Source organism: Amycolatopsis sp. WAC 01375 (assembly GCF_003947325.1).
GTDB lineage: Bacteria > Actinomycetota > Actinomycetes > Mycobacteriales > Pseudonocardiaceae > Amycolatopsis.
The window spans coordinates 18556-33771 of sequence record NZ_QHHW01000007.1; the positions used below are offsets into that span (position 1 = coordinate 18556).

Consider the following 15216-nt stretch of genomic DNA (forward strand, 5'->3'; position numbering starts at 1 on the left):
CACTCTCCCCCTAACGGGTGGATTCGAATTCTGGATTGGTTAAAGGCTCACACGCGCGACGAGGGCGCGGCTACTCCGCGGTTGCGCCCCGGTTCTCCCGGTTTGCGAGACCGGGAGAACGCGGGAACACCTTCGGTCAGGCCACCGCGCGCAGGTAGTCGGGAGCGGGCATGGTCATCCGGTTGCCCGCCGACGTCGGACCGCCGGCGAGGGTGATCGCCATCGGCGCGTCGGTCGGCCGGGGAGCGCGCATCGGCATCCGCAGATGCACCCGGCCGTACCGGGTGATGTCGACCCTGCCGGGCAGGGTGCCGACGGAGAACGCGGAAGCCGCGGTCCCGGCGGCGTGCTCGGCCACCCCGATCACGGTCCACCTGCCCTCGGGGACGTTCTGGATCTCGATGTCCGCGGACAGGACATTCGCCCTGCCGCCGAACGCGACCGGGCCGCACTGCGGGATCGACTCGGCGAACAGTCCGATGAGGACACTCGCCGGACCCGCGCCGCGCGGGGTCTCGACGCGCACGCTGATCGTGCCGGTGCCGCTGCGCATCGTGGCGCTGCCCATTCCGGCGCTGTGCAAGGCTTCCAGCGTCGGGAGCCGCTGGAAATGCGGGGCCAGCGCGACGAGCAGTTCGCCGACCTCGGGGTCACGGTACTGGGTCGGGGTCATCCCGACCGCACGGGTGAAACGGCTGGTGAAGGTGCCCACGCTGCTGTAGCCGACGCTGCACACGATGTCCGACACCGTCAGCGATGTCGTCAGCAGCAGTCGTTTCGCTTCGAAGAGCCGGATCGCGGTGAGGTACCGGCCGGGGGTGACCCCGGTCGCCTTGGTGAAGATCCGCGAGAAGTGGAACGGGCTGACGAAGACTTCCGATGCCAGGTCGCTCAAGGTGATCGGGTCGAAGTACCTCGCGTGCATCGATGAGATGGCCTGCAGCACCGCAGGTTGCAAGGGGGACGCCGGCTCGGGGAGCCGACCGGGTTCGGTGACGCCTTTCTCGTTCGCCGCCATGGCGACTGTTCGTAGCTGCATCAGACCAACCTCGGATTCGCTGTCGCTTTTCCTCTGCTGACAGCAAACGCGGCGGCGATTTCGGAGCACTCGACTCGCGATGGAGACCCAGCCGTTCGCGTGGGACCGACCATGCCCCCAATGCCACATGGGAGACGCTCAGCGTCCCCAATGCCACATTGGGAGCACCGTGCCTTACCGCTCAGAAGGCTCAGACCGGGAGGTCGAGCACGCACTCGCCGACACTCACCTCGGCGGGCCAGTCGAGTTTGAGGGCGCGGTCGACGCGGTCGCCGGCGTCCACCGGGACGGCGTGCGCGGCCAGCCCCATGGCGCGGGCGACGAGGTACAGCGTCTGTTGCAGGGCACCGACATGCGCCAGCGTCGTGGCGTACGCGCCTCCGCCGAGCACGGACGCCATCCGCGGCATCCGCGCGGTCACGGTGATGAGCGCCGAAGGCCGCTGATGGTTGCCGCCGCCGATCATCGCCATGTCGAGCATCGCGTCGAGATCGGCCTCGTCGTCGTTGACAAGGACGAGCCGATGCTCCAGCGGGTCGTAGTGGTAGATCCCGCGATCCAGCCCCGAGCACCGGTTGACCGAGACGTACAACTCCAGCTCGTACAGGCAGGCGACGCTGAAGTACGGCCGCTGCGAGGCACTGTGCGCGGGCCCGTTCGGGAGATGCGCGGGCCCGATCGACCGGATCCGCGCACCGCGGAACAGGAACTCGCCGATCTGTTCGGCGGACAGCGCGCCCTCGGTGAATTCGGGGCAGGTGTGGTCGTGCTCCAGCAACGCCGTCAGCGTCGGATCGGTCCGCGCGCGGTCGTCCAGGTCCGGCCGGTACAGGGCGTGTGCCGGGCCGTCGCCGGTGGCGGCCTTGACCACCGGCGGTTTCCCGAGCCCTGGCAGATCGGCCGGGCCACCGGGCCGCCAGGTCCGGCTGGTGGTGTGGAACGACAGTTCGTCCGGGGACCACAGGCCCAGTTCGGGATCCTCGTCCTCGGCGAACCGGCCGTTTTCCCCGGCGACCTGGACGACACCCGCGGCGACCAGATACGACACGATCGCGCCGACCACCCCGGCGTCGATACCCGTCGTGGACGCGATCTCCCCGACCGATTTCGCGACGGCCAGGGTCGCCGCGACGTGTACCGCCCACGGCTGGGACAGCACGACGCGATACCGCGCGGAAGGCGACTCCAGCCCCATCCCGTCGGCGTCGGAGCGCAGGGAACTGAAGCGGGACAACCGGATCGGGCGCGTCGGCGGGATCTCCGCCGTCGTGAACACCGGCGCGAGCACCACCGGGACCACCGACAGCAGCGGCCCGCGGCCGTCGGCGAGGCCGAGCGAGCGCACCACGGAACCGCCGAGTTCCTTGAGCGCCTGCCGCAGCGCGTCGGCTCCCTCTGCCGTCCAGCTGAGCTCGCCTTCGAGATCGGGCTCCCGCTCGACCGGCTCCCAGGACGAGGTCACGTTCGCGAGCGAGACCGGCCCCAAAGCCATCCGCCGCAACGACTCCCGCACCAGCGGTTCCGCGTGGCCGAACTCGTACTCGCCCCAGCGGGTGACGACCACCAGCGAGCCGTCCTCACCGATCTCGACAAGGCTGTCGTCGGTGAGCGACCACAAGGGGATCGTTTCGGCCACACCGCCGGGGGAATCTGTCGTCAACTGCTGCTCCAGCCGGATCTACAAGAACATGGGGAAGGGATTGAGCCGTTCGTACGGGGTCGGTTCGGCGAGCCTGCCCATCCGCACCGGCACGTCGAACAGCCGTCCGGGGGCGAAGCGGCTCCAGAACGGACGCAGCCCAGGAACGACCACCCGGACCACCGGGAGGTCGATGTCGGGCCTGGTCTGATCCAGCACGAGCGTCTCCATTCCCAATGCGGAAAGCTTGCGTACCAAGCTCTCCACGTCGTCCCGGACATCGGGCCGCCGGACGAACTTGAAGTCCGCGGCGCGTTTCGCCGACCGCCCCGGTGCCGGAAGGAGGTACGGCTGGTTCGCGACCGTGGCGTACCGGAGCCATTTCGACGCGTCGGGGTCGTCGAGTTCGACGTCGTTCGGGAGCACCGCCGGGATCATCTGGTTGAGCTCGCTGACCGCCCTCCTCAGCGCCGTCCTGGGGTCCAGATGGGCACCGAAGCCCATCATGACGTTCTCGCGCGGCCCGGCGATACTTCTGGACAGCGCGACCATCACCGGCACGCCGAGGTCCGCGGTCAGGTCGAGGACCCACAGTTCCCGGCCGGCCCGCGCGTACTGGCCGACCATCTCCTCGGCCCACGGGTCGTCGAACGACGCGATGTCGACGCCGGGCACGGGAAGCCGGTTGTACCACCACATCGCGACGGCGTCGCGTTCGACGAGTTCGAGCAGCCCTTGCAGGATCGCGTCCTCGATGCTGCTTCCGGCCGCGCAGCCGTTGGAGTCCGCGCGCATCCCGGTGATCCCGCACTCGGGCGGCACCCCGTAGTAGAGGTACGCGGTCGGCATCAGTTTCCGGCGCTGCTGCGAAAGCGACCACAGCGGCGTCCAGTCGACGGCGGCCTCGGTGTCGAACCGGCCGGGGACGTGCTGGAAGTTCGCGTGTTCGGCGTTCCACTCGACGCGGCCGTCGTACTGACGCTCGTCGAAGAGCATGCACGAGTTCGGGTGGACGGCGTCGCCGCCGAGCGCGCGGAAGGTGTCGCGGATCCGCAGTTCGTCGCCCTGATAGTTCGCCGAGAACCGTTCGATCGCCTCGCACAGCGCGCCGACCTCGGCGTCGATCGGGCTCGCGCCCTTGCCGCCGTTGTCGCCGCGCAGCCCGGCCTGCAACCCCGCCTCACCGCGCACGCGGCGCGCGACGTTCAGCCCGGAGCGGTACGCGTTCACGAACGCCGGCGCCCTCGGGTCGCGGGCGATCTCCTTGACGATGCCGGTGACCGGGCTGACCAGGTGGCCGAAGCGGTCGAGCACCTCGACCGGGGTGAGCGTGCGGTGCCCGCCGCCGCCCGACGTCGCCTTCTTGGCCTCCCGCAGCACGATCGGCTCGGCGGTCCGCGCGGCGACGATCCCTTCGTCCCCGCATTCGGGGCACTGCGGGCGTCGGCGCAGTTCGTGCAGCCTGCCCTGCAGGTCGAGAGTGTCCAGGATCCACACCGCCTGCTGCCCCGGATAGCGGTGTCCGGCCAGCCATTTGGACGCTTCGAGGGAGATCAGCTGCGACGCGGCCGCGGTCAGCGGCGGCACGGCGGGCATCGGGAACGAGGCAGGACCGTCGTGCCCGAGGACCTCCTGCACACAAGCCTCCGCGTGCCGGTGCCCCCACAACCGGTTCGTCAGGCAGTGCCAGCAGCCGGACCGGCCGGGCTGCATGATCGGCCCGATCCACACCTGCGAACCCGACGGCCGCGCCAGCAGCCACGGCCGCCCGGTGCGCCGGTGCTCCGCGTCGATCTCGGCCAGCCTCGGGTCGAGGTAGTCGTCGCACAGCACGATCGCCAGCTCGGACGCCGTCCCGACCACCTCGATGCCGCTCGCGGCCAGCGCGCTCGCGACCTGCGAGGTGTCGACGCCGCGGCCGATCGCGGTCAAGCTCGCCGTCGCCGGCTTCTGGCGGCCCGCCACCGCGGACGCGTCGAGACCGCACGCGTCCCAGTACGCGAGCGCGCGTTCGTCCCCGCTGGCCTCTTCCGGCACGTGGACGGTGACCAGACCGGCCTCGACCAGCCGGGCCAGCACCCCGGTGACCTGCTCGGCGTTCATCCCGTCCGGGCAGGCGGACAGGAGACCGTCGAGGTCACGGGTGCCGTCGAGCAGGGCCGCCACCGACGCGACCTGCGCGCCGCGGATCGCGATGACCCCCTGTTCCGAGAACAGGTAGGCACCGTTGCCCTCGCTGATCTCCGCACGCAGATGCCGTTTGAATCCCAGACCGCCGCTGACCGAGCCGGGCGTGGACGATGCCTCGCGCATGAAGACCCCCAAAGGTCGATTGGTCCTCGAATCCTGCTGCGCGGAGCCTTGTACCGGCCAGTGTCCGTTTCACGCGTCCGATATGAAAAACCCACGTCTTCCCGGGACGCACGCACGCGGGACCTGGTGGACGGCTCACTGGCCCGGCGACCCGCCGCTCTGTCACTGTCGACGTACTGGGAAACAGCCCACGACGCGTATCGAGCTGGAGGGCGCTTGCGATGTACACCGGATCACGAGTAGCGGACACGCACCACGGCTCGGCACCGAACCCGATCCCGGCCTCGCCCGCGAGCCCCGTCCGTTTCACGCTCCTCGGCCCGCTGGAACTCGTGCGGGACGGGATCGACTACGCGCCGACGACGCCCAAGCTGCTGCAGGTGCTCGCCATGCTGGTGATGAGCCCGGGGAAGATCGTGCACATCGACACGATCGTGCAGGAACTGTGGGCGAACGACCCGCCGCGCAGCGTCCGCACCACGATGCACACCTACGTCTACCAGCTGCGCAAGTGCATCGACGAGAACGACCTCGCCCCGTACGGCGAGACCATGCTGGCCACGAAGCCGCCGGGGTACGTGTTCCGGATCGCCCCGCAGCAGGTGGACGTCTTCCAGTTCCAGGAGCTGCAGCAGAAGGGCCGGGAGCTGCAGCTGCGGGGCGAGCACCTCGAAGCGGCGAAGGCCTTCCGGTCCGCGCTCGACCTGTGGTCGGGACCCCCGCTCTCGAACGTCCACTGTGGACCGGTGCTGTCGGCCTACGCGGTCGACCTCGTCGAACAGCGGCGCAGCACCCTGCACCTGCGGATCGAGGCGGACATCGCGGCCGGGATGCGGCACGAGCTGATCGGCGAACTGCGCTCCCTGGTCACCGCGAACCCGCTGGACGAGGCCCTGCACGGGCAGCTGATCCGCGTACTCGGCCGCAGCGGGCGGCGCTCCGACGCGCTCGCCACGTACCGTCAGGTGCGCGCGAGGCTCAACAACGAACTCGGCGTCGAGCCCTGCGACGAATTGCAGGTACTGCACCACGGCCTGCTTTCCGAGGGTGAACCCGCGTGAACCCCCGCTCCCACCACGGAAACGAAAGTGAGGATCGACGGATGAGCAGTCGTACCTATGGACAGTTCTGCGGCCTCGCCCGCGCGCTGGAGATCATCGGCGAGCGCTGGTCGCTGCTGATCGTCCGTGACCTCGTCCTCGGCCCGAAGCGGTTCACCGAACTGCAGGCGGGTCTGCCCAAGATCTCGGCGAGCACGCTGTCGGCGCGGCTCAACGAACTCGAGCAGTCCGGGGTGCTCCGCCGGCGGGTGCTCCCCCAGCTCGACGCCGCGGTGATCTACGAACTCACCGAATACGGCAGCGAACTCGACCAGGTCGTGCTGGACCTCGGCCTGTGGGGCGCGCGGTCGCTCGGCCGTCCGGCCCCCGAGGACGTGCTCACCAAGGACGCGGCGATCCTCTCGCTGTACACGACCTTCCAGAGCGAGAAGGCCAAGGGCGTCCAGGTCACCTACGAAGTGCGCCATCCCGGCGACATGGTCCTGCACGCGATCGTCGAAGACGGCGCGCTGAAGGTCGCGGACGGCGCGCTTCCCGGCGCCGACGCGGTCATCGAACCGCTGGGCCCGTTCATCAAGGACCTGCTGAGCGGGGACCTCACCGCCGCCGAAGCGATGCGAACCGGGAAGGTCCGTATCGAGGGTGCCTTCGAATACCTGGAACTGTTCACGGAACTGTTCCACATTCCGGCCGCGCCCAAGGCCGCGCAGGGAATCGTGGTGCGCTGAATGGCCTAGTACTCCAGGTCAGATCAGCAATCTGGAGTAATTGAGCCGCCGTTTCACGGGCTATCGTCGACTTCCGTCACCGGCCGGTCTTTCGCCCAAGGAGTCCCTTCATGGCCGCACTCGATTCGGATCGTCCCGGTCTCATCGCGTCGCTCAACGGTAAATACCACCGTGCCGCGCTCGGCGTCTTCGCGGTCGTCGTGGTGGCCCACTGGGCGGAACACCTGGTGCAGGCGTTCCAGATCTACGCCCTCGGCTGGAAGACCCCGGACGCCCGCGGCGTGCTCGGCATCCCCTTCCCCAAGCTGATCAGCTCCGAATGGCTGCACTACGGCTACGCCATCGTCATGCTGATCGCGCTGTTCGCCCTGCGCAAGGGCTTCGCCGGCCGCTCGCGGCAGTGGTGGAATCTCGCGCTCGGCCTGCAGTTCTGGCACCACATCGAGCATCTGCTGCTGCTGATCCAGGCGCAGACCGGCTGGCGCCTCGGCGGTGGCACGGCGCCGAGCAGCATCATCCAGCTGTTCATCCCCCGGGTGGAACTGCACCTGTTCTACAACACGATCGTCACCATCCCGATGATCATCGCGATGCTCGTGCACCGGAAGGCCTCCGCCGCCGAACGGGAGCTCACCGGCTGCACTTGCTCGCCCGAAAGCCGGCGTGAGCTGGCGACGACGGCCTCGTGACCAGGAGGCTCTTCGCGCTCCTGGCCCTCGTGGCGGCGTGGTTCGGGGTCGCGGTGCTCGCCGCGGCCCCCGCTTCGGCCCACGTCGAACTCCTCTCCTCGAATCCCGCCGACGGCGCCCGGCTCACCTCGGCACCGGCGCAGGTCTCGATCACCCTGTCGGAGAACATCGGCATCCAGCCGAACTCGATCAAGGTCGTCGACCAGCAAGGCACCGACGTGGTGTCCGGTCCGGTGTTCCAGCCGGGCGAGGTCGCCGAAGAGGTCGCCGTCAAGCTGGAGCCCGATCTCCCTGACGGCAGTTACCTCGTCGAGTACGCCTTCGTCTCGACCGATTCGCATCCGGTACGCGGCACGATCGCCTTCGTGATCGGCACCGGCCCCCTGATCACCTCGGCCGGTGCGGTGTCCGCCTCCACCGGGACCGATCCGGTGACCGACGCGCTGTTCACCACTTTCCGCTGGGGTTCCTTCGGCGGTGTCGCGCTGCTCGGTGGAATGGTGTTCTTGCTGGTCTGCCGTCCGGGAGGCCGGACCGATCCGGCGGCGCGGAAGCTGATCACCACCGGACTGTGGCTCTCGGGTGTCACGGCCGTGGCCGGGTTCCTGCTGCAAGGCCCGTACGTCGCGGGCCGCGGGGTGGGCGCGGTCTTCGACCCGGCGCTGATCGAGGCGACCCTGCGGGTGGCGTACGGGAAGCTCCTGCTCTTGCGCCTGGTCGCGATCGTCGCGCTCGCGGTGATCGTGCGACGGCTGCTGGCCGGCGAGCTGCCGCAGCGGCTGCGCTCCCGCTACGAGAACCTCGGCATCGCGGCCGGGTTCATCGTGATGCTGAGCTTCTCCGCGACCGGGCACGCGGTGGCCGACAAGATCATGTTCCTCTCGGTCAGCGCCGACCTCGCGCACTTCGGCGCCATGGCCGTCTGGGTGGGCGGACTGATCCAGCTGGCCGTGCTCCTGCGCGGCAAGTACTCGGCTGAGGAGGCCGAGCCGGCGCTGGCGCGGTTCCACCCGATCGCGACCTGGTCGATCGTGGTCATGGTGGCCAGTGGCGCCTACCTCGGCTTCCGGCTGGTCCCGTCGGTGGAGGCGCTCTGGACGTCGGCGTACGGCATCGTGTTCGTGCTGAAGCTGACCGGGTTCGCCGCGTTGCTGCTGGTGGCGAACCTGAGCCGCACGGCGGTCCGGCGCGGGATCTCTGGCCGCGGCGGCACCGGCGTGGTGACCGCCGACCTGCGGAAACTGCGAGCCAGCGTCGGGGTCGAGGTGCTGATCGTGGCCGTGATCCTCGCGCTGGCCGCGGCGCTGTCCTCGATGTCCCCGACCGGCTGATCAGCGCTCGATCTCCTCGTCCGGCGGGGCGAACGGCCCCCAGGTGAAGGCCCGGAGCCACGGCTCCGGGTCGCCCAGCCAGTCCAAGGCGGCGATCTGGACCGGGCTGCGGCGCCCGGCGAGCGACCGGTACAGGTCGACAGGCCTGCCGGAGAGCACCGCGGCGACCGGTTCGGTACCGGCGATCCACGTCGCACCCTCGGTCTCGATCCGCATCCCGGGCAGCCCATGCCTGCCCAGCGAGGCGCCGAGGCCGCCGACGAGCACTTCGAAACCCCGCAGCCAGGCCCCGTGCGCCTCGGGCGGCGGCGCGCCCAGCGCGAACCGGAGATCGAGTTCGTGGGTGAAGGCGTCCATCACCATGATGTCGCCGCGGCTCTTGCCGTCACCGTCGGCGGCGAGGAGCGCGTCGGCCTCGGGGCCGCGTTCGATCCAGAGCCGCAGCAATTCGGCGACCGACGCCGTCTCCGGAATCGGGCACGCCTCGCCACCGAACCGGGTGATCACCCGATCGCAGATCTCGGTCAGGTGGGCGATCAGGTCCCGGACGGTCCACTGTGGACAAGCCGGGACGGGCCGCTCGCCCGCGACGGCGTGATCGGTGAGCAAGATCGCGATGTTCTCCCTGACCTGCCGATACCCTTCGGCCGCGGTCGCCGGATTCCAGCCAGGGACCCGAATTCGGCTGCTCGTCACGCGGCCACCTCCAGTAGGGGCAAGGGATGATCGTCCATTCTCCCATCGTTCACGGAAACACCCTTCTTCCCGCTTGCGGCGGACCGTTCACCGCAAAGACCACCCACCCGTGGCGCATGTCGCCGGGGCTTCAGGCACACTGGTCGATGAAAGCCCCGTGTGGCAACGCCCGTGCGCTGTAAGAGAAAGCGCCCAATGGCGACACATCGACCACTGTGGAGGTGACCAATGGAGATGCCCGGCTTCGATCTGGCGTGGCGCGGATTCAATCGCGCTCAGGTCCGGGAATTCGTGCGCGAGGTGGAAGCCGAACTACGACGAGTGGAAGCCGAACGCGACGAAGCCATTCGCCGCGGCGAGGCTCTCGCCGCCAGGCTCACCGCCACCCAAGAGGAAAACCGCGAACTGAAGGCCAGCGTCGACCGGATCAGCCGCGTGCCGATCGCGCCGGACGCGTTGCAGGAGCGATCGCGCCGGATGCTGGAACTCACCCGCGAGGAAGCCGACGACATCACCGCCCGCGCCGCCGAAGAGGCCACCAAGGCCGAGGCGGAACGGAAGCGGATCACCGAAGATTTCGAACGCGCCATGACGCTGCGCCGCGCGGAGGCGATGCGCGCGCTCGCCGCACAGGACGAAGCCGCGCAGGAGCGGGCGCGGAAACTGCTCGACGACGCCGCCGAAGAGAGCGAGCGCCTGGTCGCCGAAGCGCGGCAGAAGGCCGATGTGGCCCTCCGCCTGCGCGACGACGTGCTGAAACAGCTGGTCGGCTGCCGCGAACTGCTCACCGAGGCCGGCTCGGTCCTGGCCGTTCCCGACTCACCGAAACCGGAAGTACCCGTTCAGCGCCGGAGCAGAGCCGAAGCCCGCGCCGGCGCCGAAGCGGCCACCACCTAGGCGTTGTCGCCGGAGGAGAACACGACGGGCCGGATCTCCATCGCGTTGATGTGCGCGTCCGGGATCTGGCCCGCGATCTCGATCGCCCGCTCCTTGCTGTCGCATTCGACCAGGTAAAAGCCGGCCAGGTACTCCTTGGACTCCGCGAACGGGCCGTCGGTGACCACCGGGACGCCGTCACGCACCCGGACCACCGTGCTCTCCTTCGGCTCCCCCAGCGCCTGCGTCCCGAGCAGTTCGCCGCTCTCGGTGAGCTTCTTCATGAAAGGGTCGATGCGGGCGACCACCTCGTTGCGCTCCTCCTCGGGAAGGGCGTCCCAGGCGGTGGGGTTCATGGTGATCATGATCATGTACTTCATCGGTGTTCCTCCTGGTCGTCCGGCCGGCTCCCCGGCCGCTCACGGGTGAGTCGGAGCCGCCGGATCGTCCTCGACATCCTGGCACCCGCGAATTTCGAGCTCCCCGGGCGCATACGCTGGGTGGGTATAGTGGTCGCCGGACGGGCGAAGGACGAGAGAACGGGTGTGCGATGACGGGCTACGGCAGCGAGCGGGAGGCCTATCTCAAGCGCCTGCGCCGGATCGAAGGGCAGATCCGCGGTCTGCAGCGGATGGTCGAAGAGGACAAGTACTGCATCGACATCCTGACCCAGGTGTCCGCGGCCACCAAGGCACTGCAGTCGTTCTCCCTCGAACTGCTGGACGAGCACCTCGCCACCTGCGTGGTCCACGCCGCCGCCGCGGGTGGTGAGGAGGCCGACCTCAAGGTCAGGGAGGCGTCCGACGCCATCGCCCGGCTGGTCCGTTCCTGATCAGGCCACGCCGGCGAACCGTCGCAGCCGCAGGCTGTTGGTGACGACGAAGACCGAGGAGAACGCCATCGCGGCCCCGGCGATCATGGGGTTGAGCAGGCCGAGCGCGGCCAAGGGCAGCGCCGCGACGTTGTAGGCGAACGCCCAGAACAGGTTGCCCTTGATCGTGCCGAGCGTACGGCGCGAAAGCCGGATGGCGTCCACGGCCGCACGCAGGTCACCGCGCACCAGCGTCAGGTCGCCCGCTTCGATCGCGGCGTCGGTCCCGGTGCCCATCGAGAGGCCGAGGTCGGCCTGCGCGAGCGCGGCCGCGTCGTTGACGCCGTCACCGACCATGGCCACCACGCGGCCTTCCGCCTGCAACCGCTTGACGACGTCGACCTTGTCGGTGGGCAGCACCTCCGCGATGACCTCGTCGATCCCCACTTCGGCGGCGACTGCTTTCGCGGAGCCGGTGTTGTCTCCGGTCAGCAGGACCGGCCGGAGCCCGAGTGCTTTCAGTTCCGCCACGGCCTTGGCCGACGTCGGCTTGACCGTGTCGGCGACGACGACCACACCACGGGCCTCGCCGTCCCAGGCGACGAGGACAGCGGTCGCGCCGCGGTCCTCTGCGGCCGTCTTGACCTGGGCGAACTCGGCGCCAACGGGGATGCCGTGCTGGTCGAGGAGAGCGGCACGGCCCGCCAGGACGGTCTTGCCCTCGACCTCACCGGAGACGCCCAGGCCCTCGACGTTGCGGAACCCGCTGACCGGCGGCAGCTCCCCCAGCCGGTCTTCGGCGGCCGTGACGATCGCGCGGGCGATCGGATGCTCGGAAGCGTGCTCGACCGCCGCCGCCAGCCGGAGGACCTCGTTGTCACCATGGAGAGCGGTGAGCCTCATCTTCCCGGCGGTCACCGTGCCGGTCTTGTCCAGGACGACGGTGTCGACCGCACGAGTGGACTCGAGCACCTCGGGCCCCTTGATGAGGATGCCCAGCTGCGCGCCGCGGCCGGTGCCGACCAGCAACGCCGTCGGCGTGGCCAGGCCGAGCGCACACGGGCAGGCGATGATCAGGACCGCGACGGCGGCGGTGAAGGCGGCGTCCGCCCCGCTGCCCGCGCCGAGCCAGAAGCCGAGCGTGCCGACCGCGAGCGCGATCACCACCGGGACGAATACGGCCGACACCCGGTCGGCGAGCCGCTGGACGCCGGCCTTGCCGTTCTGCGCGTCCTCGACCAGCCGCGCCATCTGCGCGAGCCGGGTGTCGGCGCCGATCCGGGTGGCACGGACGACGAGCCTGCCGCCCGCGTTGACCGTGCCGCCGACGACGGCGTCCCCGGCGGTCACCTCGACCGGAACGGCTTCACCCGTCAGCATGCTCACGTCGACGGCCGATCCACCTTCGGTCACGACACCGTCGGTGGCGATCTTCTCCCCCGGCCGCACGACGAACTCGTCACCCGTCTTCAGCGCGCTGATCGGGACACGGCTCTCTGTACCGACTGTGCCGTTCTTGAGGACCGCGACGTCCTTCGCACCGAGCTCGAGCAACGCCCGCAGAGCGGCGCCGGAGCGGCGCTTGGACCGGGCCTCGAAGTAGCGACCGGCCAGGAGGAACGTGGTCACCCCGGCGGCGACTTCGAGGTAGAGATCGCCGGCGCCGGACCCGCGTTCCATGGTCAGTTCGAAGCCGTGCCGCATACCGGGCACCCCGGCCGTGCCGAACAGCAGCGCGTACAGCGACCAGAGCGTGGCGGCCGCGACGCCGAGTGAGATCAGGGTGTCCATGGTGGCGGCGCCATGTCGGAAGTTCGTCCAGGCGGGGCGGTGGAACGGCCACGCGCCCCAGGTGACGACGGGGGCGGCCAGCGCCAGCGAGACCCACTGCCAGTAGGTGAACTGCCAGGCCGGGACCATCGCCGGCACGATCACCGGCACGGCGAGCACGGCGGAGACCAGCAGCCGCGTTCGCAGGGAAGCGGCCTGGTCGTCGTCCTCGTCGGGCTTGGGCGGTTGGGCCGTGTACCCCGCGGACTCGACGACACCCACCAGATCGCCGACCGAGACCGCGGCCGGGAAGTCGACCTGCGCCTTCTCGGTGGCGTAATTGACCGTGGCGGAGACGCCGTCGACCTTGTTCAGTTTCCGTTCGACCCGCGCGGCGCAGGACGCGCAGGTCATCCCGCCGATGGCCAGTTCGACCCGCTGGGATGTCCCGACACTCACGGCGTACCTCCCGGGTGGTGCCCGTGGTGCTCGCCGGCCGGCGGCGGCGCTTCGTCCAGTGGCCCGACCGCGGACCCGATCGCCCAGGCGAGGGCGAACACCGCGACCAGAGCCGCGGCGAACGCCGACACCTTGACGACGGTGCTCACGAGACGAGCTGGTAACCGGCCTCGGTCACGGCCGCGTCGACGACCTGGACGTCGAGGGGCGACTCGCTGGTGACGGTCACCTTGCCGCCGGCGACGTCCACGTTCACGGCGCTGACACCCGCGATCCCGCTGACCTCCTCCGTGACGGACGAGGCGCAGTGTCCGCAGGACATGCCCTTGACGGTGTAGGTGGTTTCGGCCATCGGTACGAACTCCTCTGCGGGACAGGCGAAGCGATCACTTCCTTTATACCCCGTGGGGGTAGGGGTTTGCACAGAGGGTGCGGGCACACTGCGGAAATGAGGAAGATCTCCGCCATCGGCATCGGCGCCGGCGACCCGGAACACCTGACCGTCCAGGCCGTCCGGCGGCTCAACGAGACCGATGTGTTCTTCGTCCTCGACAAGGGGTCGGAGAAACAGGACCTGGTGGGCCTGCGCCAGGAGATCCTCGACCGCTTCGTCGAACGGCCCGGCTACCGCGTCGTACGCGCACCGGACCCCGAACGCGACCGTACTCCTGACGACTACCGGAAGGCCGTCGCCGACTGGCACCGGCTCCGGACCGACGTCTACGAGAACATGATCGCCTCACTCGGGCCCGACGAGCGGGGCGCCTTCCTCGTATGGGGCGACCCGGCGCTTTACGACTCGACCCTGACATTGCTGGACGCCGTACTTGCCCGAGGGAACGTCGAGTTCGAGTACGACGTCATCCCCGGCGTCAGCAGCGTGGCCGCGCTGACGTCTCGGCACCGGACCACGATGAACCAGATCGGGCGCCCGGTACTGGTCACCACCGGCCGTCGCCTCGAGGCAGGCTGGCCCGCGGACGTCGACGACGTCTTCGTGATGCTGGACGCTCAGTGCACTTTCGCCCAGTTCGTCGACACCGGCCTGGAGATCTACTGGGGCGCGTACCTCGGAACCCCCGACGAGCTCCTGCTCTCCGGCCCCCTGTCCGCCGGCCTCGCCGCGGAAATCCGCTCCACCCGCACTTCGGCCCGGTCACGAAAGGGCTGGATCATGGACATCTACCACCTGCGCCGCCCCGTCCCACCCCGCCCGTAACCCCTCACTACCCGCCCCTCACGTGCCCAACCCCGTGACACCTCCATTCACGCGAGTTACGGCTTCAATCACGCGAGTTACGCTTCTATTCACGCGAGTTACGTCTCTGATCACGTGAGTTACGGGTCCGGTCACGTGAGTTCCGGGTTCGGTCACGGGTGCTGGGTCGCGTAACTCGCGTGTTCAGGGCCGTAACTCGCGTGTCTGGACCCGACACTCGCGTGATTGAAGCCGGAACTCGTGTGATCCGGTGGACGGCACGTGTGATCAGGGGGACGACACGAGGCCGGGGAGGCCGCTATGCCGTGTCGTCCGTCTGATCACGTGTGTCGTCTGTGTGGTCACGGGTGTTGGCCGTCTGGTCACGGGTGTCCCGGGTTTCGGGTATGAAAAAAGACGGGCCCGGGTCGGGAGAACTCGGGGTTCTCAACCGGCCTGGGCCCGTCTTTGTTCAATGTTAGTCCGGCGGTGTCCTACTCTCCCACAACCCTTCGGTTGCAGTACCATCGGCGCTGTCAGGCTTAGCTTCCGGGTTCGGAATGGGACCGGGCGTTTCCCTGACGCTATGACCACCGAAACACTGTG

Annotated in this window: 15 protein-coding genes and 1 rRNA gene; 7 read left to right on the forward strand and 9 right to left on the reverse strand. The window is 69.2% G+C overall.

Annotation, left to right across the window (positions count from 1 at the left end):
• Positions 1 to 136: 136 nt before the first annotated feature.
• From DL991_RS00360 to DL991_RS00370, 3 genes are all read right to left on the reverse strand, one after another.
• Positions 137 to 1039 (reverse strand): helix-turn-helix transcriptional regulator, encoded by a 903-nt coding sequence (locus DL991_RS00360; protein ID WP_370305246.1) that lies wholly within the window; start codon positions 1037 to 1039, stop codon positions 137 to 139.
• Positions 1040 to 1229: 190 nt separating this feature from the next.
• Positions 1230 to 2675: a SagB family peptide dehydrogenase gene (locus tag DL991_RS00365; RefSeq protein ID WP_125779773.1), complete on the reverse strand. Its 1446-nt coding sequence runs from the start codon at positions 2673 to 2675 to the stop codon at positions 1230 to 1232.
• Between the two features lie 42 nt (positions 2676 to 2717).
• Entirely contained in the window at positions 2718 to 4991 is a 2274-nt protein-coding gene (locus tag DL991_RS00370) for a TOMM precursor leader peptide-binding protein (protein WP_125779752.1), read from the reverse strand.
• A 221-nt stretch (positions 4992 to 5212) separates the two neighbouring features.
• Between DL991_RS00370 and DL991_RS00375 the strand changes: the two genes are divergently transcribed.
• The 4 genes from DL991_RS00375 to DL991_RS00390 all read left to right on the forward strand — a co-directional run bounded on the left by DL991_RS00375 (position 5213) and on the right by DL991_RS00390 (position 8800).
• Positions 5213 to 6052 carry an AfsR/SARP family transcriptional regulator gene (locus DL991_RS00375; protein ID WP_199753768.1) on the forward strand — a complete coding sequence of 280 codons (840 nt, stop codon included), beginning with the start codon at positions 5213 to 5215 and terminating at the stop codon, positions 6050 to 6052.
• 41 nt (positions 6053 to 6093) lie between these two features.
• The gene (locus DL991_RS00380) at positions 6094 to 6780 is read left to right on the forward strand and encodes a winged helix-turn-helix transcriptional regulator (RefSeq protein ID WP_125779754.1); all 687 of its coding nucleotides are present in this window, start codon (positions 6094 to 6096) and stop codon (positions 6778 to 6780) included.
• Between the two features lie 110 nt (positions 6781 to 6890).
• Positions 6891 to 7469 carry a hypothetical protein gene (locus DL991_RS00385; protein WP_125779756.1) on the forward strand — a complete coding sequence of 193 codons (579 nt, stop codon included), beginning with the start codon at positions 6891 to 6893 and terminating at the stop codon, positions 7467 to 7469.
• Complete coding sequence (locus DL991_RS00390) at positions 7466 to 8800, forward strand: copper resistance protein CopC (protein ID WP_125779758.1); 1335 nt, start codon at positions 7466 to 7468, stop codon at positions 8798 to 8800. The genes DL991_RS00385 and DL991_RS00390 overlap by 4 nt, the downstream gene beginning before the upstream one ends.
• On the opposite strand, the gene DL991_RS00395 is transcribed toward DL991_RS00390, so the two are convergent.
• Entirely contained in the window at positions 8801 to 9409 is a 609-nt protein-coding gene (locus tag DL991_RS00395; RefSeq protein WP_125779777.1) for a hypothetical protein, read from the reverse strand.
• 315 nt (positions 9410 to 9724) lie between these two features.
• On the opposite strand from DL991_RS00395, the gene DL991_RS00400 reads away from it, so the two are divergent.
• A complete protein-coding gene (locus DL991_RS00400) occupies positions 9725 to 10393 on the forward strand; it encodes a M protein (protein WP_125779760.1) in 669 nt (222 codons plus the stop codon).
• Here the strand turns inward: DL991_RS00400 and DL991_RS00405 are convergent.
• Positions 10390 to 10752, reverse strand: coding sequence for a YciI family protein (locus DL991_RS00405; protein WP_125779762.1), 363 nt, complete (start codon positions 10750 to 10752; stop codon positions 10390 to 10392). The genes DL991_RS00400 and DL991_RS00405 overlap by 4 nt on opposite strands.
• 170 nt (positions 10753 to 10922) lie before the next feature.
• Here DL991_RS00405 and DL991_RS00410 point away from each other — a divergent pair, with 170 nt between their 5' ends.
• Positions 10923 to 11204 carry a metal-sensitive transcriptional regulator gene (locus DL991_RS00410; protein WP_125779764.1) on the forward strand — a complete coding sequence of 94 codons (282 nt, stop codon included), beginning with the start codon at positions 10923 to 10925 and terminating at the stop codon, positions 11202 to 11204.
• Here the strand turns inward: DL991_RS00410 and DL991_RS00415 are convergent, their stop codons facing one another.
• From DL991_RS00415 to DL991_RS00420, 3 genes are read right to left on the reverse strand one after another with little or no spacing between them, the layout of a single operon-like run.
• Positions 11205 to 13367, reverse strand: a complete 2163-nt coding sequence (locus tag DL991_RS00415) for a cation-translocating P-type ATPase (protein WP_199753771.1) — start codon at positions 13365 to 13367, stop codon at positions 11205 to 11207.
• A 41-nt stretch (positions 13368 to 13408) separates the two neighbouring features.
• The gene (locus DL991_RS42840; RefSeq protein WP_199753769.1) at positions 13409 to 13561 is read right to left on the reverse strand and encodes a hypothetical protein; all 153 of its coding nucleotides are present in this window, start codon (positions 13559 to 13561) and stop codon (positions 13409 to 13411) included.
• A complete protein-coding gene (locus tag DL991_RS00420) occupies positions 13558 to 13764 on the reverse strand; it encodes a heavy-metal-associated domain-containing protein (protein ID WP_125779768.1) in 207 nt (68 codons plus the stop codon). Before DL991_RS00420 ends, DL991_RS42840 begins: the two co-directional genes overlap by 4 nt.
• Positions 13765 to 13860: 96 nt before the next feature.
• Between DL991_RS00420 and cobF the strand changes: the two genes are divergently transcribed.
• A complete protein-coding gene (gene cobF / locus DL991_RS00425) occupies positions 13861 to 14631 on the forward strand; it encodes a precorrin-6A synthase (deacetylating) (RefSeq protein WP_125779770.1) in 771 nt (256 codons plus the stop codon).
• 460 nt (positions 14632 to 15091) lie between these two features.
• Here cobF and rrf read toward each other — a convergent pair.
• Positions 15092 to 15208: ribosomal RNA gene (gene rrf / locus DL991_RS00430) — 5S ribosomal RNA — on the reverse strand.
• Positions 15209 to 15216: the final 8 nt, after the last annotated feature.

Coding starts and splice junctions, on each gene's coding strand:
- DL991_RS00360 (WP_370305246.1), bottom strand. CDS start 1,039: ATGCAGCTACGAACAGTCGCCATGGCGGCGAACGAGAAAGGCGTCACC.
- DL991_RS00370 (WP_125779752.1), bottom strand. CDS start 4,991: ATGCGCGAGGCATCGTCCACGCCCGGCTCGGTCAGCGGCGGTCTGGGA.
- DL991_RS00375 (WP_199753768.1), top strand. CDS start 5,213: ATGTACACCGGATCACGAGTAGCGGACACGCACCACGGCTCGGCACCG.
- DL991_RS00380 (WP_125779754.1), top strand. CDS start 6,094: ATGAGCAGTCGTACCTATGGACAGTTCTGCGGCCTCGCCCGCGCGCTG.
- DL991_RS00385 (WP_125779756.1), top strand. CDS start 6,891: ATGGCCGCACTCGATTCGGATCGTCCCGGTCTCATCGCGTCGCTCAAC.
- DL991_RS00400 (WP_125779760.1), top strand. CDS start 9,725: ATGGAGATGCCCGGCTTCGATCTGGCGTGGCGCGGATTCAATCGCGCT.
- DL991_RS00405 (WP_125779762.1), bottom strand. CDS start 10,752: ATGAAGTACATGATCATGATCACCATGAACCCCACCGCCTGGGACGCC.
- DL991_RS00410 (WP_125779764.1), top strand. CDS start 10,923: ATGACGGGCTACGGCAGCGAGCGGGAGGCCTATCTCAAGCGCCTGCGC.
- DL991_RS00415 (WP_199753771.1), bottom strand. CDS start 13,367: ATGACCTGCGCGTCCTGCGCCGCGCGGGTCGAACGGAAACTGAACAAG.
- DL991_RS00420 (WP_125779768.1), bottom strand. CDS start 13,764: ATGGCCGAAACCACCTACACCGTCAAGGGCATGTCCTGCGGACACTGC.
- cobF (WP_125779770.1), top strand. CDS start 13,861: ATGAGGAAGATCTCCGCCATCGGCATCGGCGCCGGCGACCCGGAACAC.